Annotated in this window: 21 protein-coding genes; 3 read left to right on the top strand and 18 right to left on the bottom strand. The window is 66.0% G+C overall.

Translation table 11 applies throughout. The features are described 5' to 3' along the window. Positions 1-45: 45 nt before the first annotated feature. The 3 genes from BDOA9_RS05280 to rimP are packed head-to-tail and all read right to left on the bottom strand — an operon-like array spanning position 46 to position 3121. Positions 46-729, bottom strand: a complete 684-nt coding sequence (locus BDOA9_RS05280) for an RNA-binding protein (protein WP_025032907.1) — start codon at positions 727-729, stop codon at positions 46-48. 23 nt (positions 730-752) lie between these two features. Next, positions 753-2363, bottom strand: coding sequence for a transcription termination factor NusA (gene nusA, locus BDOA9_RS05275; RefSeq protein ID WP_025032906.1), 1611 nt, complete (start codon positions 2361-2363; stop codon positions 753-755). A gap of 2 nt (positions 2364-2365) precedes the next feature. Next, the gene (rimP, locus tag BDOA9_RS05270) at positions 2366-3121 is read right to left on the bottom strand and encodes a ribosome maturation factor RimP (protein ID WP_025032905.1); all 756 of its coding nucleotides are present in this window, start codon (positions 3119-3121) and stop codon (positions 2366-2368) included. Between the two features lie 404 nt (positions 3122-3525). Here rimP and BDOA9_RS05265 point away from each other — a divergent pair, with 404 nt between their 5' ends. Continuing rightward, the gene (locus BDOA9_RS05265) at positions 3526-4608 is read left to right on the top strand and encodes a DUF2336 domain-containing protein (RefSeq protein ID WP_025032904.1); all 1083 of its coding nucleotides are present in this window, start codon (positions 3526-3528) and stop codon (positions 4606-4608) included. Between the two features lie 98 nt (positions 4609-4706). Here the strand turns inward: BDOA9_RS05265 and trmB are convergent, their stop codons facing one another. The 13 genes from trmB to BDOA9_RS05200 form a co-directional block, all read right to left on the bottom strand. Further along, positions 4707-5417 (bottom strand): tRNA (guanosine(46)-N7)-methyltransferase TrmB, encoded by a 711-nt coding sequence (trmB, locus tag BDOA9_RS05260; RefSeq protein WP_025032903.1) that lies wholly within the window; start codon positions 5415-5417, stop codon positions 4707-4709. Then, positions 5414-6571 (bottom strand): M20 family metallopeptidase, encoded by a 1158-nt coding sequence (locus tag BDOA9_RS05255; protein WP_025032902.1) that lies wholly within the window; start codon positions 6569-6571, stop codon positions 5414-5416. Before BDOA9_RS05255 ends, trmB begins: the two co-directional genes overlap by 4 nt. A gap of 86 nt (positions 6572-6657) precedes the next feature. Next, positions 6658-7071: a helix-turn-helix domain-containing protein gene (locus tag BDOA9_RS05250; protein ID WP_018319423.1), complete on the bottom strand. Its 414-nt coding sequence runs from the start codon at positions 7069-7071 to the stop codon at positions 6658-6660. Between the two features lie 217 nt (positions 7072-7288). Then, positions 7289-8902 (bottom strand): apolipoprotein N-acyltransferase, encoded by a 1614-nt coding sequence (gene lnt / locus BDOA9_RS05245; RefSeq protein WP_025032901.1) that lies wholly within the window; start codon positions 8900-8902, stop codon positions 7289-7291. Continuing rightward, positions 8899-10017 carry a hemolysin family protein gene (locus tag BDOA9_RS05240; RefSeq protein WP_025032900.1) on the bottom strand — a complete coding sequence of 373 codons (1119 nt, stop codon included), beginning with the start codon at positions 10015-10017 and terminating at the stop codon, positions 8899-8901. Before BDOA9_RS05240 ends, lnt begins: the two co-directional genes overlap by 4 nt. A gap of 1 nt (position 10018) precedes the next feature. After that, positions 10019-10528, bottom strand: a complete 510-nt coding sequence (gene ybeY / locus BDOA9_RS05235) for an rRNA maturation RNase YbeY (protein ID WP_025032899.1) — start codon at positions 10526-10528, stop codon at positions 10019-10021. A 60-nt stretch (positions 10529-10588) separates the two neighbouring features. Beyond that, positions 10589-11584 carry a PhoH family protein gene (locus BDOA9_RS05230; protein ID WP_025032898.1) on the bottom strand — a complete coding sequence of 332 codons (996 nt, stop codon included), beginning with the start codon at positions 11582-11584 and terminating at the stop codon, positions 10589-10591. A 64-nt stretch (positions 11585-11648) separates the two neighbouring features. Further along, positions 11649-13043: a tRNA (N6-isopentenyl adenosine(37)-C2)-methylthiotransferase MiaB gene (gene miaB, locus BDOA9_RS05225; RefSeq protein ID WP_025032897.1), complete on the bottom strand. Its 1395-nt coding sequence runs from the start codon at positions 13041-13043 to the stop codon at positions 11649-11651. Between the two features lie 192 nt (positions 13044-13235). Next, positions 13236-13916 (bottom strand): HAD family hydrolase, encoded by a 681-nt coding sequence (locus BDOA9_RS05220; RefSeq protein WP_025032896.1) that lies wholly within the window; start codon positions 13914-13916, stop codon positions 13236-13238. Positions 13917-14164: 248 nt separating this feature from the next. After that, positions 14165-14620 carry a Fur family transcriptional regulator gene (locus tag BDOA9_RS05215; RefSeq protein WP_025032895.1) on the bottom strand — a complete coding sequence of 152 codons (456 nt, stop codon included), beginning with the start codon at positions 14618-14620 and terminating at the stop codon, positions 14165-14167. A gap of 38 nt (positions 14621-14658) precedes the next feature. Further along, positions 14659-15144, bottom strand: coding sequence for a ribosomal protein S18-alanine N-acetyltransferase (gene rimI / locus BDOA9_RS05210; protein ID WP_025032894.1), 486 nt, complete (start codon positions 15142-15144; stop codon positions 14659-14661). Next, a complete protein-coding gene (gene tsaB, locus BDOA9_RS05205; protein WP_025032893.1) occupies positions 15141-15833 on the bottom strand; it encodes a tRNA (adenosine(37)-N6)-threonylcarbamoyltransferase complex dimerization subunit type 1 TsaB in 693 nt (230 codons plus the stop codon). Before tsaB ends, rimI begins: the two co-directional genes overlap by 4 nt. Before the next feature lie 157 nt (positions 15834-15990). After that, positions 15991-16632: a carbonic anhydrase gene (locus BDOA9_RS05200; protein ID WP_025032892.1), complete on the bottom strand. Its 642-nt coding sequence runs from the start codon at positions 16630-16632 to the stop codon at positions 15991-15993. A gap of 103 nt (positions 16633-16735) precedes the next feature. Between BDOA9_RS05200 and BDOA9_RS05195 the strand changes: the two genes are divergently transcribed. Then, positions 16736-17617: an HpcH/HpaI aldolase/citrate lyase family protein gene (locus tag BDOA9_RS05195; protein ID WP_025032891.1), complete on the top strand. Its 882-nt coding sequence runs from the start codon at positions 16736-16738 to the stop codon at positions 17615-17617. A 225-nt stretch (positions 17618-17842) separates the two neighbouring features. Here BDOA9_RS05195 and BDOA9_RS05190 read toward each other — a convergent pair whose 3' ends face one another. Together BDOA9_RS05190 and BDOA9_RS05185 are read right to left on the bottom strand one after the other, a co-directional pair. After that, a complete protein-coding gene (locus BDOA9_RS05190) occupies positions 17843-18664 on the bottom strand; it encodes an LssY C-terminal domain-containing protein (RefSeq protein WP_025032890.1) in 822 nt (273 codons plus the stop codon). Positions 18665-18984: 320 nt separating this feature from the next. Then, positions 18985-19740: an SDR family NAD(P)-dependent oxidoreductase gene (locus tag BDOA9_RS05185; RefSeq protein ID WP_025032889.1), complete on the bottom strand. Its 756-nt coding sequence runs from the start codon at positions 19738-19740 to the stop codon at positions 18985-18987. A 194-nt stretch (positions 19741-19934) separates the two neighbouring features. Here BDOA9_RS05185 and BDOA9_RS05180 point away from each other — a divergent pair, with 194 nt between their 5' ends. Continuing rightward, positions 19935-20828 carry an AraC family transcriptional regulator gene (locus BDOA9_RS05180; protein ID WP_025032888.1) on the top strand — a complete coding sequence of 298 codons (894 nt, stop codon included), beginning with the start codon at positions 19935-19937 and terminating at the stop codon, positions 20826-20828. The last annotated feature ends 3 nt before the right edge of the window (positions 20829-20831 follow it).

Below are 20831 nucleotides of genomic sequence, written 5' to 3'. Positions count from 1 at the left end.
CAGTGTTGTGCGTTGCCGCACCATCCAATTGGGTCGTCGTGTCTCTCAGAAATCCTGGCCGGGTTTTTCGGCAGTCTTGTCGTCGTCCGCCATCCGGTATCGGACCAGGATCTGGCTACGTGACAGGAATGACTTGCTCGCCGGGCCCGCGAGCAGGGCAGCATGTATCACATTTGACCGGGTCAGTGCCAAATCCAATTCTACCGATTTCAGCGCGGTGACGACGGGAATCTGCGCCTTAGCACCGCGATTCCCGGCATTCTGACGCGCCAGCATGTCCAATTTGCGGATTCCGTCCGCGGCCCCGTCGCTGGCATGGATCAGGACCTCGACCGTTCCTTCCCGGAGGGCGCTCTCGACCTTGCCGAAGCCGGCCACGACCTGGCCCGCCTTGGCGGCGATCCCAAGGGCTTCGGTCACGCTCCGGACCAGGAGCGCCTCGATGTCGGTGGGAAGCGTCTGAGGGATGCGCAGCTCGCGCTTGAAGGCCTTGCTAAATTGGTGACGCCGCACCGCTTCCGCAACCGTCTTGCGCGAGGCGGTGAGCCACATGCCGCGTCCGGGCAGCTTGCGCTTGAGATCGGGAACTATTTGCCCGTCAGGCGATGCGACGAAGCGGATCAGCTCGTCAATCGGCCGGACCTCGCGGCTGACCGCGCACATGCGCATGGTCGCGGACCTTTCGGTCCGCGGGCCATGGTCAAGTTCGAGGTCGGAATCTGCAAGCATCCGGGCGACATTCTCCTTTGCCCTTAAGCCGGCTGATCTTCGGTCGCCTCGGCCTCCTCAGCGGGCTTGGCGAGATCGGCCTCGGTGATCCAGCCGGCCTTGACGCGGGCCTGCATGATCATCGCTTCGGCATCGTCACGGGAGATGTCGATGCCGTCGAGCGCACCGGCGTGCTTGGTCGGCTCGCTGCCTTCCTTGCGCTCGGTCCAGCCGACCAGATCGTCGGTCGCGCAGCCGGCGAGGTCCTCGACGGTCTTGATGTCGTTCTCGCCGAACTTCACCAGCATCTTCGAGGTCACGCCGGGCACGTCCTTGACCGCGTCCTCGACGCCGAGCTCCTTGCGCCGCGCCTCGAGCTCGGCTTCCTGCTGCTCCAGATATTCGCGGGCGCGGTTCTGCAGCTCCTGCGCGGTTTCCTCGTCGAAGCCCTCGATGCCGGCGAGCTCCTTGACGTCCACCATCGCGAGCTCCTCGACCGAGGTGAAGCCTTCGGACGCCAGCAGCTGGCCGACCACTTCGTCGACGTTGAGCGATTCCATGAAGACGCGGGTGGAGTTCTCGAAGTCGGCCTGGCGGCGCTCCGATTCCTCCTGCTCGGTCAGGATGTCGATGTCCCAGCCGGTGAGCTGCGAGGCCAGGCGCACGTTCTGGCCGCGGCGGCCGATCGCCAGCGAGAGCTGGTTGTTGGTGTCGGGCACCACGACCTCGATGCGCTCGCGGTCCTCGTCGATGACGACCTTGGAGACTTCCGCCGGCGCCAGCGCGTTGACCACGAAGGTCGCGATGTCGGGCGACCAGGGGATGATGTCGATTTTCTCGCCCTGCAGCTCGTTCACCACGGCCTGCACGCGCGAGCCGCGCATGCCGACGCAGGCGCCGACCGGATCGACCGAGGAATCGCGGGAAATCACGCCGATTTTCGCGCGCGAGCCCGGATCGCGAGCCACCGCCTTGATCTCGACGATGCCGTCGTAGATCTCCGGCACTTCCTGCGCGAACAGCTTCGCCATGAACTGCGGATGGGTGCGGGAGAGAAAGATCTGCGGGCCTCTCGTCTCGCGGCGGACGTCGAAGATGTAGGCGCGGACGCGGTCGCCGTTGCGGAACACTTCGCGCGGCAGCATCTCGTCGCGGCGGATGATGGCTTCGCCGCGGCCGAGATCGACGATCACGCTGCCATATTCGACGCGCTTGACGACGCCGTTGACGATGTCGCCGATGCGGTCCTTGAATTCCTGGTACTGGCGGTCGCGCTCGGCCTCGCGCACCTTCTGCACGATCACCTGCTTGGCCGATTGCGCGGCGATGCGGCCATATTCGAGCGGCGGCAGGGTGTCGGCGATGGTGTCGCCGACTTGCGCGCCCGGATTGGCGCGCTGGGCATCGACCAGCGAGATCTGGTTGGAGTGATTCTCGACCTTGTCGACCACCAGCATGTGGCGCGACAGCCGCAGCTCGCCTTTCTTCGGGTCGATCTCGGCATGAACGTCAGTCTCGCTGCCGTAACGGGCGCGCGCCGCCTTGGCGATGGCGTCCTCCATCGCCGCGATGACGATGCCGCGGTCGATCGACTTTTCGCGTGCGACGGCGTCGGCGATCTGAAGCAATTCAAGTCGGTTGGCGCTGACTGCCATGGCTAGTCTCCTTGGTCAGGCTCGATCTTGCCGCGCCGCGCGCGTTCGGCGGCAAGGCGATGTTTCTTCGTGTTGGTCGGGGCCGGTTTCTTTTTCGGCTTGGTGTTCTTGGTGATCTTCGCACTGATCTCCGCGTGCGGTGCAGCCGGCGGCTCCAGTCCGAGATCCCTGCGCATCTTGCGCTCCTCGGCCTTGCCGCGGCGCATGGATTCGGCGATCAGCTCGTCGGTCAGCACCAGCCGCGCATCGCCGATATCCTCCATCGTCAGGAGAACGTCGGCATCGTCGCCGGCCTTGGCATCGTCGCGATGCAGATGCACGCAATCGCCCTCGACCGGGCCGAGCGTGCCGCGGAAGCGCTTGCGCCCTTCATGGGCGACCGCCATCTCGATCTTCACCAGATGCCCGGAATAGCGTTCGAAATCGGAGCGGCGCACCAGCGGGCGGTCGATTCCCGGCGAGGAGATCTCGAGGCGATAGGCGCGGTCGATGGGGTCGGCGACGTCGAGCACGGGCGACAGCGCCCGCGAGATCGCCTCGCAATCCTCGATCTGCATCGAGCCGTCCGGCCGCTCGGCCATGATCTGCACGGTGCAGCCGGCTTCCCCGGAAATGCGGATCCGGACCAGGCGGTAGCCCATGCCCTGGAGCACGGGAGCTGCCACCGCGGACACCCGTGCCGCGACGCCGGGCTCGACCACGAGCCGCGGCTCGGCCAGCAATTCGGCATCGGTGGAACCAGGGGTCGGTTCGGTCATGTCCAGGGTCAGGGCGCTCGTTGGTTAAGGCTTGGGTAGTTAAGGTTTGGGTAGTTAAGGTTTGGGTTAAGGCTTGGTTACGATTTCAAAAGCCCGCTTCGGAACCTTCCCGACAACGCGCCGGGCCGCATCTCCCGCCGAGCCGCGTCCAGGTAACAAAAAAGAGCGGGTCCTTTCGGGCCCACTCTCACTACGCGGATCGTATGAGAAGATGAATTGGCGCTGATATAGCGCTTTCTTGACTCCCGGACAAGGCCCATTGCAGCGGCAACGGGGCCTTTTTGCGCCCGGTCTCGCCGGCCCCGCGCAACGCTTCCTTCATCAAGCAGGCCTAGATTTCCCGATTGTGGGGCGGCTTGAACCAAGGGCGCACCCGCGGCGTGCCCCGTTCGAGTTGCGTTTTCATGACCGTTGCCACGTCGCTCATTCCAGGACTGGACGACATCGTCAAGCGCGGCGATCCGCGCCGCCGCGGCGAGATCGCGCGTGCCATCTCCCAATTGTTCTTCCGCGACGCGGACAAGCTACGCCCCGAGCTGATCGACCTCTTCGACAATCTCCTGATCGATCTCGTCCCCCATGCCGAGCTCGCCTCGCGCATCGATCTGGCCGAGCGCTTCTCGCACCTCGACAACGCGCCGCCACACCTCGTCAATCAGCTCGCGCGCGAGAACGAGATCATGGTGGCCGGCCCCGTGCTGCGCCGCTCGCCCGTGCTCGACGAGACGGCGCTGGTCGAGATCGCGCGCCTGAAGGGCCAGGGCCATCTGCTGGCAATGACCGAGCGTCCGGCCTTGTCGCCCGCCGTCACCGACGTGCTGGTCGAGCGCGGCGATCGCGACGTGGTGCGCCGTGCCGCCGCCAATGCCGGTGCGGAATTCTCGCCGGGCAGCTATTCCGAGATGATCAAGCGCGCGGCGCAGGACGGCGTGCTCACACTGAAGATCGGCCAGCGCAACGACCTTTCCGGCGAGAACCTGAAGCAGCTGCTCGACGGCACGCTCGACGTCATCCGCCGCCGTCTCTCCACCGTGGTCAATCCCGCGCGCCAGGTCGAGATCAAGCGCGCGATGGCCGCAATCGAGGAAGCCGCCTTGCCGCCGGGCCCGCGCCGCGATTTCTCCGCGGCACAGCGCACCGTGCTGACCTTGAATCGCGACGGCCATCTCGGCGAGAGCGCGCTGCTCGGCTTCGCCAAGGCGCACAAATACGAGGAATCGGTCGCCGCGCTGTCGGCGATGTCGGGCGTTCGCCTCCAGGTCCTCGACCGCCTGATCGCGGGCGACCGCTACGATCCGCTGCTGATCCTCGGCCGCGTGCTGAACCTCGGCTGGCCCACGGTGCGCGCGCTCATCCTGCTCTGGTACGGGTCGAACCGCACGCCGGCCGATGCCGACATCGAGACCGCGCGCCTCAACTTCACGCGTTTGATGCCGGCCACCGCCGAGCGCGTCGTGAATTTCTGGCGCAACCGGCAGACGATTTAGCCCCGCGTTCCGTCATTGCGAGCGAAGCGAAGCAATCCAGAAATCTCTCCGAACGGGCACTCTGGATTGCTTCGTCGCTTCGCTCCTCGCAATGACGACTACGTTCGTCTGAATCGCAGATAAGCCGCCTTGCGCCCTTCGCGCGCGGCCTTTCGGCCGTAGCGCGTCATGGTGTAGCCCGGCCCTGGAAGCCGGAAATCGTCGGCGCGTTCGGCGAGCCAGACGAAATCGGGCGAGCGCGCAAGATGCGACAGCGTCCAGGCGCAGTAATCGTCGATGTCGCAGACGAAGCGGAATTCGCCGCCTCGCTTGAGCACGCGCGCCATCGCCGCGATGGTGCGGTCCTGGACGAAACGCCGCTTCCAGTGCCGCCGCTTCGGCCAGGGATCGGGATGGATCAGGTCGATCCGCGACAGCGACTCCCGGGGCAGCCAGGCCAGGAGCTCGGCGGCATCGCCCGCGAACAGGCGGATGTTGCCGATGTTGGCCGCCTCGATCTGCGCGAGGATCTTGGCCATGCCGTTGACATAGGGCTCGCAGCCGATGAAGCCGGTGGCCGGAAAGTTTTGCGCCTCGGCCGCAAGATGCTCGCCGCCTCCGAAGCCGATCTCGAGCCTGATATCGTCGGCGGCGGGATCGAAGATGTCGCTTGCGTCCGCCGGCTTCTCGCCTTCGATGTCGAGCGCAAGATGCGGCAGCAGATTGTCGATCAGGTCGGCCTGGTGTTGCCTGAGCTTGTGGCCCTTGCGGCGCCCGAAGAAGGCGCGCTCGCTGTCGTCGCGATCGGGGCTTGATTTACGTTCGCTCATCGCAGCGTCTGAAACAGGCGATGGAGCAGCCGCGCGCGCGGCGCCAGCGAGGGGACGTAGAGCTGCTCGTAATGGGTGTGCGCGCCCTTGCCGTCGACGCCGAGCCCGTCGAGCGTCGCGGTGAAGGGAGCGGTGAAATTGCCGTCCGATCCGCCGCCGGTATGGGTGTCGACCAGCTCGAAGCCGATCTCGCCGGCGAGCGCCTTGGCATGCTCGTACAGCGATGCGCCTGCATTGCTCTTCTCGTAAGGCGGCCGGTTGAGCTCGCCGGTGACCGTGACGGTGACGCCCTCGGTCTTCGATCTCAGGGCGAGGATCTTGCCGACGAACTCGTCTGCATCCTTGAGGCTCACGACGCGCAGATCGACTTCCGCGTAAGCTTCCTCGGGGGTGACGTTGGGCCGCGTGCCGCCGCGCACCACGCCGACATTGACGGTGACGCCGCGCGCAAGATCGTTCATCCCTTCCAGCGCCAGGATGACGTTGCCGAGCTCGCGGACGGCGCTGCGGCCGTCTTCGGGCCGCGATCCGGCATGCGCGGGCACGCCCTTGATGAAGACCCGGAAGCGTCCGACGCCCTTGCGTCCCGTGACGATCTTGCCGCCGTCGCGCGCCGGCTCGGTCACCAGCACATATTTGGCCTTGCGCCCTTCCTGCTCGATCAGCGCGCGCGACGTCGGGCTGCCGATTTCCTCGTCGGAGCTGAACAGATGCGTGATGCCGAGCGGCGAGCGATCGCCCGTCGCGCACAGCGTACGGAAGGCGTGATGGGCGATGTAGGCGCCGCCCTTCATGTCGTAGATGCCCGGACCGAACGCGACGTCGCCTTCGATCCTGAACGGCAGGCGTTCGATGAAGCCCATCGGATGGACGGTATCGAGGTGGCTCAGCACCAGGATGCCCGGCTGCTCCTGCCCCCAATTCGAGCGCACCACGAGATGGTCGCCGCAGCCGTCCACGCCCGCGATGCGCTCGAGCGTGACGGGCAGGCCGCGATATTGCTCCGCGACCACTGAGACCAGCTTGTTGACCTGTTCAGGCGCTTCCGTCGGCGTCTCGATCTCGACCCAGCGGCGGATGCCATCGAGAATAGTTTGCGAATCGAACCAGTTGGAGTCGGTCATGGACGCATCTGTGCCTTTGAATCGCATCATCGCAGCGGACGCGCATCAAAGCGCGGTCGTAAATGACGACATAGGCCAGATTTGATGCAGTCTCAAATCGCCGTGGAGATGGCGATTCAGCGCTTGTCGGGACCTTCGCGGGCCGCAATCTGCTCGACCAGATCGACGATCGAGCGGCGCATCTTCGAATCGGTGATTCGCGTGAACGCCTTGGTCAAGGCGAGCCCTTCGGAAGTCGCGAGAAAGTCCGAGACGTAAGACGGCGAGGCGCCTTCGCTGAAGCCATCCGGACCCGGCACGCCGCTCGGGCCGCCCTCGAACAGGAAGGACACCGGCACCTGCAGGATCTCGGCGATCTGCTGGATACGGCTCGCGCCGACCCGGTTGGTGCCCTTCTCGTACTTCTGAATCTGCTGGAAAGTCAGGCCCAAAGCTTCACCGAGCTTTTCCTGGCTCATGCCCAACATGATGCGGCGCATGCGCACGCGACTGCCGACATATTTGTCAACAGGGTTGGGCGCTTTCGACATTTCCTCAGCCCTCCAAACACCACCTTCGGCGCAATGATCAAGCATGCCTCGGGCGCAACATCGCAATATCAAACCCTGTTATTGGGAAACATTGCGGAGAAATTTAGCAATGCACCGCTGTCTTTTGCAGCCGATGCAGAATGGGGAGCCCGCCTGCAGTCTGTCAACCGTGGGACTACGGTTGTCAAAGGTTTCCGGCTACGCCCATCAGAGGCGATCAGGGGTGTCGTTTGGCGACGCGGCGGCGGATGACTACAATCACGGCGAGCGCGACAAGCATGATTGCTGGTACATCACCCACGCGCGCATAGATCGTCGGCGGGAGCGCAGCAGGCAGGTTTGCATCCAAAATGCCTTCGATGCCGAGACCGAGGCTCGCGACCGTGCGTCCGACCGGATCGATCACTGCGGAGATGCCGGTATTGGCCGAGCGGACCAGCGGCAATCCGAGCTCGATCGCGCGCATGCGCGATTGCTCCAGGTGCTGATAGGGACCGGTCGAGATGCCGAACCAGCCGTCATTGGTGAGGTTCACGATCCAGCCCGGACGTTCGTTGCGTCCGGCCACTTCGCCGGGGAAGATCGCCTCGTAGCAGATCAGCGGCAGCGCGGGCGGCGCGCCGGCGACCGGCAGCGCATGCCGCACGGTCCCTGGAATGAAGCCGCCGCGCACACGCGTCAGTTGCTCGAGACCGAGCTTCTCCATCAACGACTGGTAGGGAAGAAATTCTCCGAACGGGACCAGATGCAGCTTGTCGTAAACGGCGAGCACGCTGCCGTCGTGATCGATCACGTAGATCGAGTTATAGGCGCGCGTGATCGGCGTGCCCCGCGGCAGGTCAGGTGCACGGACCGATCCCGTGATCAGCACCGTGCCCTTCGGCAAGAGATCGGCGATTTGCGCCATCGCGTCGGCTTCGCGGGTCAGGAAGAACGGAAAGGCGGATTCCGGCCAGATCAGGATGGTGGCATCGCGCACGCCGGTCGCTTGCGGGCCGGAGGCGCGGTCCGACAGCGCGAGATACTTCTTCATCACCTCCGGCTTGGCGGCGTAGTTGAACTTCGCGTCCTGCGGCAGGTTGGGCTGCATCAGGCGCAGCTTGGCGCCTGACACCATCGTGGTCGGATGCAGCGACAGGCGGATTGCGCCGAAAATGCTCATGACAAGCAGGAGCGCGACGGCCGCGGCCGGCACCCGCCATTGCAGGCGCCGATCGGGCGTGCGGTCGATCAGCGTCGCCGGGCTCGCGAAGATCGCGACCGTCAGGAACGTCATGCCCCACAGGCCGATCAGCGAAGCCGTCTGCGCCAGCGGCAAGGGCTCGGACAGCGCATAGCCGAACGCATTCCAGGGAAAGCCGGTCAGCGCATGGCCGCGCAACCATTCGCTGATGGTGAGGCTCGCCGCCAGCGCCAGCACGCGCGTCGCGTTCTTGCTCCAGAGCAGCCGCGCCAGCGCAAAGCCGATCGCCGTGAAGATCGCAAGATAGGCCGGCAGGCCCAGCACCGCGAACGGCGTCAGCCAGGCGAATATGTCGGCGTCGACGAAGAAGGCGTAGCCGATCCAGTAGAGGCCCGGCACGAAATAGCCGAGCCCGAACCAGTAGCCGGTCAAGGCGGCGGCGGGCACGCCGCCGTAGCGGCCGGCTCCGGCGCCGTCGATCAGCCAGACCAGCACCGGGAAGGTGACGAACAGCACCGGAAACAGGTTGAACGGCGCCAGCGCCAGCACCGACAGCGCGCCGGCCGCCATGGCGACGATGGCGCGCTGCCATCCCCAGGTGAGGATGATGGCCAGCGCAATTTGCCGAAGGCGCTGCGATGGGCTCACTGCGGGCCGGCCCCGTCGCTCGGCGGCGGCGTGGGCGTGTCGCTGGCCGGCGCTTGTCCGCTCTCAGGCGTCGCTTCACGGCGGCGGCTCTCGCGCTGGGTGCGGGGCACCGGGCGCTCCTTCCGCGTCGCGATGCGCAGCCGCTTGACGCGGCGCGGATCGGCATCGAGCACCTCGATCTCGTAATTGCCGGGGCCCGAGATCACCTCGCCGCGCACCGGCAGGCGCCCGACGAAGCTGACGAGATAGCCGCCCAGCGTCTCCACCTCCTCGCCGGCCTCGCCGGTGACGAAATCCTCGCCGATCACCGAGCGGGCGTCGTCGAGGCTGGCGCGGGCGTCGGCGATGAAGGCGTTGTCGGGCAGGCGCACGATCGAGGGCGGCTCGTCGCTGTCGTGCTCGTCGTCGATCTCGCCGACGATCTGCTCGACGATGTCCTCGATCGAGACCAGCCCGTCGCTGCCGCCATATTCGTCGACCACCAGCGCCAGATGGATGCGCGAGGCCTGCATCTGCGCGAGCAGGTCGATCGCCCGCATCGACGGCGGCACGTAGAGCAGCTTGCGGATGATGTGCGCCTCGTGAAGCGGCAGCGCGAGATCGACGGCGCGCAAATCGAGCCCGGCCGGCAGCGGCTTCTTGCGCTTGGTCTTGGTGGCTTCCGACACGCGGGCGCGCGCGGTCATGAAGGCGAGCAGGTCGCGGATGTGGACGATGCCGACGGGATCGTCGAGCGTCTCGTCGAAGACGACGAGGCGCGAATGGCCGGCGCTCTCGAAGCGGTCCATCAATTCCCCGAGCGGGATGTCGCGCTTCACCGCGACGATGTCGGCGCGATGCACCATGACGTCGGCGATGCGGCGCTCGTGCAGGCCGAGGATGTTGCGCAGCATGGTGCGCTCGACCGCGGAGAAGCCGGTGTCGTCGGGCGTCGAGGCGTCGAGCACGACCTGGAGGTCGTCGCGCACCGACCCCGCCTTCCAGCCGAACAGCGTGCGGATGGCGCGCAGCAGCCAGCTGTCTGCGCTCGGGCGCAGCACCTCGCCCGGCGTCACCACGGCCGGCAGATTGGCGGGGTTGCGGGGATTGTCGTGGGTAGGCTCGGAATCCGGCATCTCAGTGCGTCCCCGGGCGGTCGGCATAGGGATCGGGGATGCCGAGATGGGCGAGGATCTCGGTCTCGAGCGCCTCCATCTCCTCGGCGTCGTCGTCGTTCTCGTGGTCGTAGCCGACCAGATGCAGGAAGCCGTGCACGGCGAGGTGACTCAGATGATGCTCAAACGGCTTGTGTTCCTCGTCCGCCTCGCGCCGCATGGTCTCGTAGGCGATCGCGATGTCGCCGAGCATGCGCGGCGCATCGCCTACCTTCCACGCGCCCTCCGGCTGCAGCGCTGGGAACGACAGCACGTTGGTCGGCTTGTCGATGCCGCGCCAGTTGCTGTTGAGCGTGCGGATGCCTGCATCATCGGTCAGCATCACGGCCACTTCCGCGTCGGCAACGTCTTCGTCGACGCTCTCGGCGGCAGCCGCCACCGCGCGTTGGATCACGGCTTCGGAATCGGGCTCGTGCTGCCAGCAATCGGCGACGACGAGGACCTCGGTCATGGGAAGGTTGGGATGGGACATTGTGTTGTCTCGGACGAAGGGCGCCGTGCTCGCGCCCTCTTTTGGTCCGGTGTTGCCTCGTCAGGATTGACCGGTGGCCGGCCGCTGCGGCGGCCCTTCGTAGGCGGCGACGATCCGCGCCACGAGCTCGTGGCGGATCACGTCCTCGGCCTTGAAATGAACCTGGGCGATGCCCTCGACGCCGCTCAACAGGCGGGTCGCCTCGGCCAGGCCCGAGGTCTGGCCGTTCGGCAGGTCGATCTGCGAGGGATCGCCCGTCACGATCATGCGGCTGTTCTCGCCGAGACGCGTCAGGAACATCTTCATCTGCATCGACGTGGTGTTCTGGGCCTCGTCCAGGATGATGGCGGCATTGGTCAGCGTGCGGCCGCGCATGAAGGCGAGCGGCGCGATCTCGATCTCGCCGGTCTGCAGCGCGCGCTCGACGATGCGCGCATCCATGAGGTCGTAGAGCGCATCGTAGATCGGCCGCAGATAAGGATCGACCTTCTCGCGGAGATCGCCGGGCAAAAAGCCGAGCCGCTCGCCGGCTTCCACCGCCGGCCGCGACAGGATGATCTTGTCGACCTCCTTGCGTTCGAACAGCTGCGCGGCATGGGCGACGGCGAGCCAGGTCTTGCCGGTGCCGGCCGGGCCGATGCCGAACACCAGCTCGTGCCGCTTCAGCGCGCGGATGTAGGAGTCTTGCGCCGCGGTACGCGCCCGCACCGGGCGCTTGCGCAAATTGATGCTGTCGAAGGTGGACTTGGCCGATTTGGCGTCGAACTCGAACAGCGAGCCCTGCGCGATCACGGCGCGGATGGCGCCCTCGACCTCGCCCTGGTCGAGGTCCTGTCCCTTCACGGCCTGCGCGTAGAGCATCTCCAGCACGCGGCGCGCGGCGTCGCAGCCATCGCGCGTGCCGCCGATGGTGATGTGGTTGCCCTTGGAATCGACGACGACGCCGAGCCGCCGCTCGATCTGCGCCAGGTGCTGGCCGTAGGGGCCGACCAGCGCGGAAGCGGCGCGATTGTCGTCGAAGTCGATGACGACCTGGGTCTCGGGCGGAACTTGCATGTCGCGGTCAAATTTGCGGCTGGGAGCGAACGAAGACGAATCCGATGCGCTTTTGGGCAAGGGTTCAGGCTCCACTGGCTTGCGATAAAGCGGGCTCGCGCGCCTGGCGCGGCGTCACGAGCTCGCCCAGAAAACTGTAGCGCTCGAGGCTGTCGATGCGCACCGGCAGGATCTGTCCGATGATGTCCGGAGATGCCATCACATGGGCGGGCTGGAGGTAGGCGGTGCGGCCGACGATCTGGCCCTGCTTGCGGGCCGGACGCTCGAACAGCACGTCGACCGTTGCGCCAATCGCGGCCTTGTTGAAGGCCGATTGCTGGCTGTCGATCAGTTCCTGGAGCCGCTCCAATCGCTGGTCCATCTCGGCGGGGGACACCGTCTCCTGCATGTCCGCGGCCGGCGTTCCCGGCCGGGCGGAGTATTTGAACGAATACGCCGCAGCGTAGCCGATTTGCGTGACAAGCGCGAGGGTGGCGAGAAAATCTTGCTCGCTCTCGCCGGGGAAGCCGACGATGAAATCCGATGAAAAAGCAATGTCTTGGCGAGCGGTACGAAAACGGTCGATGACCCCAAGGTAATCATCGGCGGTATGTTTGCGGTTCATGGCCGCCAAAATGCGGTCCGAGCCCGATTGCACCGGCAGGTGCACGAACGGCATCAGGGCACCGAGATCGCGATGGGCCGCGATCAGGCTGTCGTCGACGTCGCGGGGATGGCTGGTCGAATAACGCAGCCGCGCGATGCCGGGAATCGTCGCCAGATGTTCGAGCAGCCGGCCGAGCGGCCAGGTTTTTCCGTCCGGCCCGTCGCCGTGATAGGCGTTGACGTTCTGCCCGATCAGCGTGAGCTCGCGCACGCCGTTGTCCGCGAGCCGCTTCACGTCGTCGACGATCTTGGCCACCGGGCGCGAGACTTCGGCGCCGCGCGTGTAGGGCACGACGCAGAACGTACAAAACTTGTCGCAGCCTTCCTGCACCGTGACGAAGGCGGAAATGCCGCGCGCGCGGATCGCGTCGGGCTTGGGCTGGGCCAGGAAGCCGAACTTGTCGGCGGCCGGAAACTCGGTCTCGATCGCGCGGCCTTCGCCCTCGGCGCGCTTCAACAGCTCCGGCAGATGATGATAGCTCTGCGGTCCCACCACGACGTCGACGACAGGCGCGCGGCGCACGATCTCCTCGCCTTCGGCCTGCGCCACGCAGCCGGCGACCGCGATTTTCATCGCGCGGCCCGCACGCGCGGCCTCGTCCTTGGCGACGCGCAGGCGGCCGAGCTCGGAATAGACCTTTTCGGAAGCCTTCTCGCGGATATGGCAGGTGTTGAGGATGACGAGGTCGGCATCCTCCGCGCTCGCCGTCTCCACGAATCCTTCCGGGGCCAGCGTGTCCACCATGCGCTGGGCATCGTAGACGTTCATCTGGCAGCCATATGATTTGATGTGCAGCTTGCGCGGCGGCGTCATGGAACCCGAAATGGCGATGGAGGACGGCCCTCAGATATAGGCTGGAGGGCCGAAAATCCAGCGAATGCGGCCACTTCCGTCCGTCATTCCGGGGCGCGCGCCAGCGCGAACCCGAAAATCCAGAGGTTCTGGCGCAAGATTACGGGTTCACGCGCGTCGCGCGTGACCCGGAATGACGGTCGAAGGCGAAAATCAGCCCGCCAGAGCGTTTGCCTCGACCCGTCGAACCAGCTCCGGCAGCTGATGCATGTCGGCAAAGATCAGGTCGGCACCCGCCTGGCGCAGCGTCCCGGGATAGTCGTCGCCGCAATGGCTGCCCCCGTAAAAGCCGAAAACCGTCATGCCGGCCGCCCGGGCGCCGGCGATGCCGGCAAGGCTGTCCTCGATCACGACGCAGCGCTCGGGCGGCACGCCCATTTGGCGCGCCGCGAACAGGAACAGGTCCGGCGCCGGCTTGCCGCTCTTCACCTGCGAGGCCGAGAAGATGTTGGGCGCGAGGCGCTCGTGCAGCCCGGTGCTCCCGAGGCTCACCCGCATGCGCTGGTGCGAGCCGCTGGAAGCGACACAGACGGCTTGCGTGACGACATCGAGCACGTCGTGGATGCCGCGGATCGCTTCGAGGTCGGCCTCGAACGAACGAAACAGCTCGTCCTGGAGATCGCCGTGATAGGCCTCGGGCAACTTGCGGCCGAGCTCGGTCTCGATCTCGAGATTGGCCTGTTTTGTCGAGCGGCCGAGGAAGCGCTCGAACACCTGCTCCGACGTGATCGGATAGCCGTGGCGCGTCAGCACGTCCGCATGCGCCCGGCAGGAGATCACCTCGCTGTCCACGAGCACGCCGTCGCAATCGAAGATGATGAGGTCGATGGGCATTCAGTGTGCGGTGAGGTTGAAATGATCTGGCGCGATGCGGGCGATGCCACCTCTCCCGGAGGGAGAGGCGTAGGCCGCCTTTGACGGCCGTTCTGAAGAACGCCGAAGCAAAGCTTCGGCTATGGCGAAGCGCCGGGTGAGGGGTTTCGCTCTCTCGTGGGACCTGTGCCCCCTCACCCGATTTGCTGCGCAAATCGACCTCTCCCCGATGGGGAGAGGTGAAGAAAGATCGCCGCAAGAACTGCGCATCAATTCGTCGGCTTGTCGTCGTCGAGCGGGACGCAATAGAGCTCGAGCCGGTGATCGACCAGACGATAGCCGAGCTTGCGGGCGATCTCGGCCTGCAGCTTCTCGATCTCCTCGGAGGTGAACTCGATCACCTTGCCGTCGCGAAGGTTGATGAGGTGGTCGTGATGGCTGTCGCGCATCTGCTCGTAGCGCGCGCGGCCTTCGCGGAAATCGTGGCGCTCGATGATGCCGGCGTCCTCGAACAGCTTCACGGTGCGGTAGACCGTCGAGATCGAGATCTTGTCGTCGACCGCAACGCAGCGCCGGTACAGTTCCTCGACGTCGGGATGATCGGCCGCCTCCGCCAGCACGCGGGCAATGACGCGGCGCTGCTCGGTCATGCGCATGCCCGTGGCGGCGCAGCGCGCCTCGATATCGGACGCCTTGGATGCAGGAGAATGTTTCAGTGTGGTCATCGCGTTGTCTGCCTGGCGGGCGCTTTCTGCCACCGATGTTACGCCAAGTCACGTCGCATCAGAAGGGCGTTCAATTGTTCCCCGTCGGGCTGCTTATAGTAGCGATCGCGGCGCCCGACCACCACGAATCCGGCGCGATCGTAAAGCCGCCGTGCCAGCTGGTTGTTCTCCTCCACTTCCAGAAATATGGTGCGTACGCCGCGCCCGGCGAGGTGGCCGAGATGGGTCATCAGCAGCGTGCGGGAGAGGCCGCGGCCGCGATAGGCCCCGTCCACCGCAATCGAGAGAATTTCCGCTTCGTCCGCGCCGATTCGCGACACCGCAAAGCCGATCGTCTTGCGGCCTAGCCGCAGGCGATGCACCAGCGTGTTGCGCTCGCTCATCATGCTCTCGAACTCGCCTTCGCCCCAGCCGTGCGCGAAGGAAGCGCCGTGCAGCTGCGCCAGCCGCGCGGCATCGCGCATGGTCGCGGGCTCGACGGCAGCGGTGCCGCCGCGCCACCACTCCGACAGCCATCCCATCATGAGGTCGCGGCTTGTGCTGGGAGCGGCGGTATTGCCGGCTTGGCGTCGGGCGCTTTCAGATAGAACGGCCGCGCCGGATTGGTGTCGGGATTGGCCGCCGCGCCGAGCCATGCGATCCAGCCGATGTCGGGCGCGGGCTGCGCGTCGACCGCGACGGGTTGCGGTCCGTCCTTCGGCCAGCGACCTGCGAGGATTTTTGCGGCATTGCCGACCAGATGCGGCGCGCCGAATTGCGAGGCCGCGATCGCCGCGTCGACGGCAGCGACACGGGGCCGCACCAGCTGGCTGCCGTCGCCGGCGACGATCTGGACATAGACGTGGTCGTGCCGCGCATCGATCGCGGAGATCACCGGCGCCGTTCCGCTCTGGCCGACGACACCGGCGGCATAGGCCGACAACGTCGTCAGCCCGACCGCCGGGCGTTTCGCCGCCAGCGCAAGGCCGCGCGCCGCCGAGATGCCGACGCGCAGGCCGGTGAAGCTGCCGGGGCCGACGGTGACGGCGATGCGGTCGAGCGAGGTGAAGGCGAGGCCGGCCGATTGCATCACGCGCGCGATCATCGGCATCAGCGCCTCGGCATGGCCGCGCTTCATCAGCTGCGATTCCCGCGCGAGGAGCTCGCCGGCTTCGGTGTCGAGAACGGCGGCCGCGCAAGCTTCGAGCGCAGTATCGATGGCAAGGATCAGCATGAAACAGCAAAGGGCGAGTGGCGAATGGAGAGCACTCTAGCGAACCGGGCGCCTGTCCGCCATTCATCGCGCACGATTTGCAGGCCCCGATATGCCCTATTGCGGGCTGGCACGGGCGCGCCTTGCGCACAAGCCGCCTTGCCCGCCGGCGAGCGGGCTATGCCGCACGCGCGTTCTTGAATTCCTTGGCCGCCTTGTCCAGCACGAACAGCGATCCCTCCGCGACCCCGAAATAGGCGCCGTGGGTCTGCGTCTGGCCGCTCTCCACGGCCTTGCGCACGAACGGGAAGGTCATCAGGTTTTCCAGGCTGCGGAACACGGCGGCCTTCTCGATGCGCTCGACGAACTGCGCCATGGTCTCGTGCTCGCGCTGCTCGACCACCTCGCCCGGCTTGATGAACATCTGCATCCAGCGGCCGATGAAGTCGCCGGGCGTGAGCGGCTCGATCTTGTCGATGAAGGCGCGGATGCCGCCGCATTGGGCGTGGCCGAGCACCACGATGTGCTTCACCTTCAGCACCGTCACCGCAAACTCCAGCGCGGCCGAGACGCCGTGCGCGCCTTCGTCAGGCTGATAGGTCGGCACCAGATTGGCGATGTTGCGGACGACGAAGAGCTCGCCCGGCCCCGCGTCGAAGATCACCTCGGGGGAGACCCGGGAGTCGCAGCAGCCGATCACCATGGTCTCGGGCGACTGCCCCTTGACCGAGAGCTCGCGATAGCGGTTCTGCTCGGTCGGCAGCCGCTGGGTGGCGAAGGCCTTGTAGCCTTCCAGCAAATGCGTCGGGAATGTCGTCATGGCCCATGCCTAATCACATACCGCCAAGGCCGACAAGCCTTTCGAATGGGCAGGCCAAATGCTATCGGCTGGGTCGGACGACAGACCAGGAAGGAACGCCCGCATGACCCGCCCGCGCCGCAGCCATCTGTTCATGCCCGGCTCCAACCCGCGCGCGCTGGAAAAGGCGCGCAACCTGGCCGCCGACGGCCTGATCCTCGACCTCGAGGATTCCGTCGCCCCTGAGGCCAAGGCGGCGGCGCGCGACGGCATTGCGGCGGCGATCGCCGCCAAGGGCTTTGGCCGACGCGAGGTCCTGATCCGGACCAACGGCCTCGACACGCCCTGGTGGCCGGATGACGTCGCCATGGCGGCCAAGGCCGCGCCGGACGGCATCCTGGTTCCAAAAGTGTCGAGCGTCGAGGATCTCGACGCCATCGGCCGCAAGCTGGCCGAACTCGGCGCCGCGCCGACCGTCAAGGTCTGGGCCATGATCGAGACCGCGCGCGCGGTGCTGCATGCCGAGGAGCTGGCCGCCGCCGGCCGCGATCCCTCGCGCCGCCTCTCGGGCTTCGTGTTCGGCCCGAACGACATCTCGCGCGAGACGCGGATCCGGATGCTGCCGGGCCGCGCCGCGATGATCCCGATGATCACCCATTGCATCCTGGCGAGCCGCGCCTACGGGCTCGAGATCCTCGACGGTCCCTACAGCGACATCGCCAATTCCGACGGCTTCGCCACCGAATGCGCGCAGGGCCGCGACCTCGGCTTCGACGGCAAGACGCTGATCCACCCCTCCCAGATCGACGCCTGCAACGCCATCTTCACCCCGCCCGAGGAGGAGGTCGCCCGCGCGCGAAAGATCATCGCGGCGTTCGAGCTGCCGGAGAACGCCGCGCGCGGCGCGATCCGCCTGGATGGTGCGATGGTGGAACGCCTGCACGCCGACATGGCCCGGCGCACGATCGAAATTGCCGACGCGATCGCGGCGATGGGGAAGGGCTGAGGGGTACGCTGGCGGATAATCTCCTGACGCCGAGCCTCGAAGTCCGCAGGCTGTTCGACTTCGTCCACGACGACGTCATGGAGGCCACCGGCCGCAGGCAGAAACCGTTCAGCTACGGCTCGATCTCCGGCCGGCAGATTTTTATTTCGTGGCCGGCAAGTGATGCCGGCCTTGGTAGAATTAAGCCCGGAGCTTTACCGAAGTGCCTGCAGGAATGAGCAAGGGCTAGGGCGTCGTTTCGGCTTGGCGAGCGATGCCGTGCCATATGGCATCCTTGAGAGCGATGAATGAGGGCGGCGGAATGGTCGGCGGATCGGCAGGTCCGCTCGCCGCTCTCGGCACCAGGACGGCGACGTGGATCTCGCCATCCGTATAGTAGGGGTCACCGCCACCGTTTCGGCCGAACAGAGTGGGGCCTATGCCGGAGATCTGAAAGAAACTGCTGACGACGCGGGCCGCTCGCAGGTCGGCCATAAGGAGATCCCGCTCGGCATCAATGTTGGCCGCGATGTGATGGGTGACCTGTCCCGTATCGTGGCTCAGCCCGACGCCTCGGTCGAAAGTTGCCGAACCGAGCCAGACTGGTCGACCGTCATCACCCTTTTCGAGGGCCTTCCAGAACCGAACGTGATTCCGCCGATCTGCACTTTTCCCTGCAGGCTTCTCGAACGCGTATTGCTCCTTCTTTCCCAGATAGTAGAGCGGGCTGACCGGCGCGTCGCGATACGGTCGATCCAGTACCACGCTCCCGACGATCTCGATGCTTGATCGCAGCGTCACGGCGTCGGCCGCAGACCACCCCGCCGCGTTCATGGCGCGGACGACATCTCCGCCCTCGCCAACAAGTCCAACGTTCAGAGGGTCACCAGGGATATCGTCCGATGTCCTGGTGAGCATCGGCAACGAAGCGAGCCCCGCTTCGTGTTCGTGGTGAATCCACAGGGTGGGCACCAGAACATATGCGAGGGCTAGATAGACGAGCACAACAAAGGCCAGCACGAAAGGCCACCGTCGCTTCCTCGTCCCGGTCTTCGCGGAATTGGTCATGCGGTATCGCTCGAGCCAGTATACGCGACACCATACCTATCCAGCATAGTCCGTTACAACGTCCGGTGCTAGGTTTGCGCCCGCAGGGGCGTGCGCCAGGCCGATGGCCCGTTCTCGCCGAAAACCTCATTCGTCGGTCGAGCCCGCGACTCAGTGCGGCACGATCTCTGCGCGATCGAGCGACTCCAGCGTCGCGGCATTGGCGCAATAGCCGTGAAAGTTCTCCGCGGCGGTGCCGGCGGCGAGATCGCGCGATGGGAAAGGGCCGAGGGCTCGCGCACTCCATCGCCGGGCGACGAAGTGCGCCGATGCCGCCGCACTCAGATCGTCTGTCCGCCGGACACCTCGATGCGCTGGGCCGTGACCCAGCGATTGTCGGGACCGAGCAGGCTCGCGACCATCGGCCCGATGTCGTCGGGCACACCGACGCGGCCGAGCGCGGTCATTTGCGCGAACTGCTTGTTCAGATCCGGCATGTCGCGGACGGCGCCGCCGAGGAAGTCGGTCTCGATCGCGCCCGGCGCGACGACGTTGGCGGTGATGCCGCGCGCACCGAATTCTTTTGCCATGTAGACGGTCAGGACCTCGATGGCGCCCTTGGCGGCGGAATAGGCCGAGAAGCCGGGAAAAGACACGCGCGTCAGCCCGCTCGAGAAGTTGATGATCCGGCCATTGTCGCCGAGCAGCGGCAGCAAGGCCTGGGTCAGGAAGAACGGCCCTTTGACATGGGTGTCGAACAGCGCGTCGAACTGCTGCTCCGTCGTCTCGGCGATGGCAGCCATTTCGCCCTGGCCGGCATTGTTGACGAGGTGATCGAGCCGCTCGGTGTGCCAGTGCTCCGCCAGCGCCGACCGGACTTTCGCGGCGAACGCCGGAAAGCTCGATACGGAGGTGACGTCGAGCTGGAGCGCGACCGCTTTTCGGCCGAGCGCCTCGATCTCGGTGACGACCTCGCGGGCGGCGGCGGCGCCGCTGCGATAGGTCAGGATGACGTCGCCGCCGCGACGCGCGATGGCGATTGCGGTATTGCGGCCAAGGCCCCGGCTGGCGCCGGTGACGAGCGAAATGGTGGGCATTTGAGGCTTCCTCGTGAAGTTTCGGCGGGGCCTTTCTGCCTGTGATCGCGCATCCGATGTTGCCGGATCCTGTGATCGTCTTGCCTAATCCTCCAGGAATGCGGCCGGCGACAGACTTGCCTGGAGCTCTCGACTTCTTGCCCGATCGCCCGTCGGCAATTGCCCGCGTGCCTGGCTCGGCCTAGATTAAGCGCGTGACTGAAACACTGCTCCAGATCGCCAGCCGTTACGCCGCAGCTCGCGCCGACGACAAAGGCCTCGCTTCAACGCCTTTCGCCGGCATCTCGATCATTCGTGAGACCGCGCCGAGCGCGCTTCAATTTGCGATCTCCAAACCCTTGGTCGCTTTGGTGCTGCAAGGCGCCAAACGTGTCGCGGTCGGCGCCACGTCGTTCGATCTGGCTCCGGGCGATTCGCTGGTGATCTCGAGCGACGTGCCGACGGTCAGCCAGATCACGCGCGCCACAGCCGCGGTGCCCTATTTGTCGCTCGTCGTCGAGCTCGATCCCATCGTCATCGAGGGGCTGGTGGTCGAGATGGGAGCGGCGCCTTATGTTCAGTCGCAGCCGCTGCGGGTCGAGCCGACGGAACGGGATGTGAGCGAGGTTGCGCTGCGGCTGTTGCGCCTGATCGATCGGCCCTCGTCCGCCTCGATCCTTCAGAGCCAGGTGCTGCGGGAGCTGCATTATTGGCTGTTGGCCGGGCGGCACGGCGGCGCCATCAGGGCGCTCGGTATTGCCGACAGCCATGCGCAGCGGATCGGCCGTGCGGTCGCGATCATTCGCGCCGACTATGCCAAGCCTTTGCGGGTCGACCGGCTCGCCAAGGCCGCGGGCATGAGCCAGTCGGCCTTTCACCTGCACTTTCGCAGCGTCACGTCGCTGACCCCGCTTCAGTTTCAGAAGCAGCTTCGCCTGATCGAGGCGCGCCGCATCATGCTGGCCGATGGCGCAAGCATCGCGACCGCCTCGCATCGGGTCGGCTACGAAAGCGTCACGCAGTTCACGCGGGAATATTGCCGGTTGTTCGGCATGCCGCCTGGGCGCGACATGCGCGAGGCGAAGCGGCGTGTCGAATCGGCGGCTTGACGA

This window comes from Bradyrhizobium sp. DOA9, assembly GCF_000617845.2.
Lineage (GTDB): Bacteria > Pseudomonadota > Alphaproteobacteria > Rhizobiales > Xanthobacteraceae > Bradyrhizobium.
This window is presented reverse-complemented; position numbering and strand designations above follow the sequence as displayed.

What these genes read in the sequence shown, in the direction of transcription:
- BDOA9_RS05185 (WP_025032889.1), bottom strand. Translation starts at nt 19,740, where the DNA reads ATGCCCACCATTTCGCTCGTCACCGGCGCCAGCCGGGGCCTTGGCCGC.
- ybeY (WP_025032899.1), bottom strand. Translation starts at nt 10,528, where the DNA reads ATGTCCCATCCCAACCTTCCCATGACCGAGGTCCTCGTCGTCGCCGAT.
- trmB (WP_025032903.1), bottom strand. Translation starts at nt 5,417, where the DNA reads ATGAGCGAACGTAAATCAAGCCCCGATCGCGACGACAGCGAGCGCGCC.
- nusA (WP_025032906.1), bottom strand. Translation starts at nt 2,363, where the DNA reads ATGGCAGTCAGCGCCAACCGACTTGAATTGCTTCAGATCGCCGACGCC.
- rimI (WP_025032894.1), bottom strand. Translation starts at nt 15,144, where the DNA reads ATGATGGGATGGCTGTCGGAGTGGTGGCGCGGCGGCACCGCTGCCGTC.
- BDOA9_RS05250 (WP_018319423.1), bottom strand. Translation starts at nt 7,071, where the DNA reads ATGTCGAAAGCGCCCAACCCTGTTGACAAATATGTCGGCAGTCGCGTG.
- tsaB (WP_025032893.1), bottom strand. Translation starts at nt 15,833, where the DNA reads ATGCTGATCCTTGCCATCGATACTGCGCTCGAAGCTTGCGCGGCCGCC.
- BDOA9_RS05255 (WP_025032902.1), bottom strand. Translation starts at nt 6,571, where the DNA reads ATGATGCGATTCAAAGGCACAGATGCGTCCATGACCGACTCCAACTGG.
- BDOA9_RS05200 (WP_025032892.1), bottom strand. Translation starts at nt 16,632, where the DNA reads ATGACGACATTCCCGACGCATTTGCTGGAAGGCTACAAGGCCTTCGCC.
- BDOA9_RS05190 (WP_025032890.1), bottom strand. Translation starts at nt 18,664, where the DNA reads ATGACCAATTCCGCGAAGACCGGGACGAGGAAGCGACGGTGGCCTTTC.
- miaB (WP_025032897.1), bottom strand. Translation starts at nt 13,043, where the DNA reads ATGACGCCGCCGCGCAAGCTGCACATCAAATCATATGGCTGCCAGATG.
- BDOA9_RS05220 (WP_025032896.1), bottom strand. Translation starts at nt 13,916, where the DNA reads ATGCCCATCGACCTCATCATCTTCGATTGCGACGGCGTGCTCGTGGAC.
- BDOA9_RS05265 (WP_025032904.1), top strand. Translation starts at nt 3,526, where the DNA reads ATGACCGTTGCCACGTCGCTCATTCCAGGACTGGACGACATCGTCAAG.
- BDOA9_RS05240 (WP_025032900.1), bottom strand. Translation starts at nt 10,017, where the DNA reads ATGCCGGATTCCGAGCCTACCCACGACAATCCCCGCAACCCCGCCAAT.
- BDOA9_RS05280 (WP_025032907.1), bottom strand. Translation starts at nt 729, where the DNA reads ATGCTTGCAGATTCCGACCTCGAACTTGACCATGGCCCGCGGACCGAA.
- BDOA9_RS05195 (WP_025032891.1), top strand. Translation starts at nt 16,736, where the DNA reads ATGACCCGCCCGCGCCGCAGCCATCTGTTCATGCCCGGCTCCAACCCG.
- BDOA9_RS05230 (WP_025032898.1), bottom strand. Translation starts at nt 11,584, where the DNA reads ATGCAAGTTCCGCCCGAGACCCAGGTCGTCATCGACTTCGACGACAAT.
- rimP (WP_025032905.1), bottom strand. Translation starts at nt 3,121, where the DNA reads ATGACCGAACCGACCCCTGGTTCCACCGATGCCGAATTGCTGGCCGAG.
- BDOA9_RS05215 (WP_025032895.1), bottom strand. Translation starts at nt 14,620, where the DNA reads ATGACCACACTGAAACATTCTCCTGCATCCAAGGCGTCCGATATCGAG.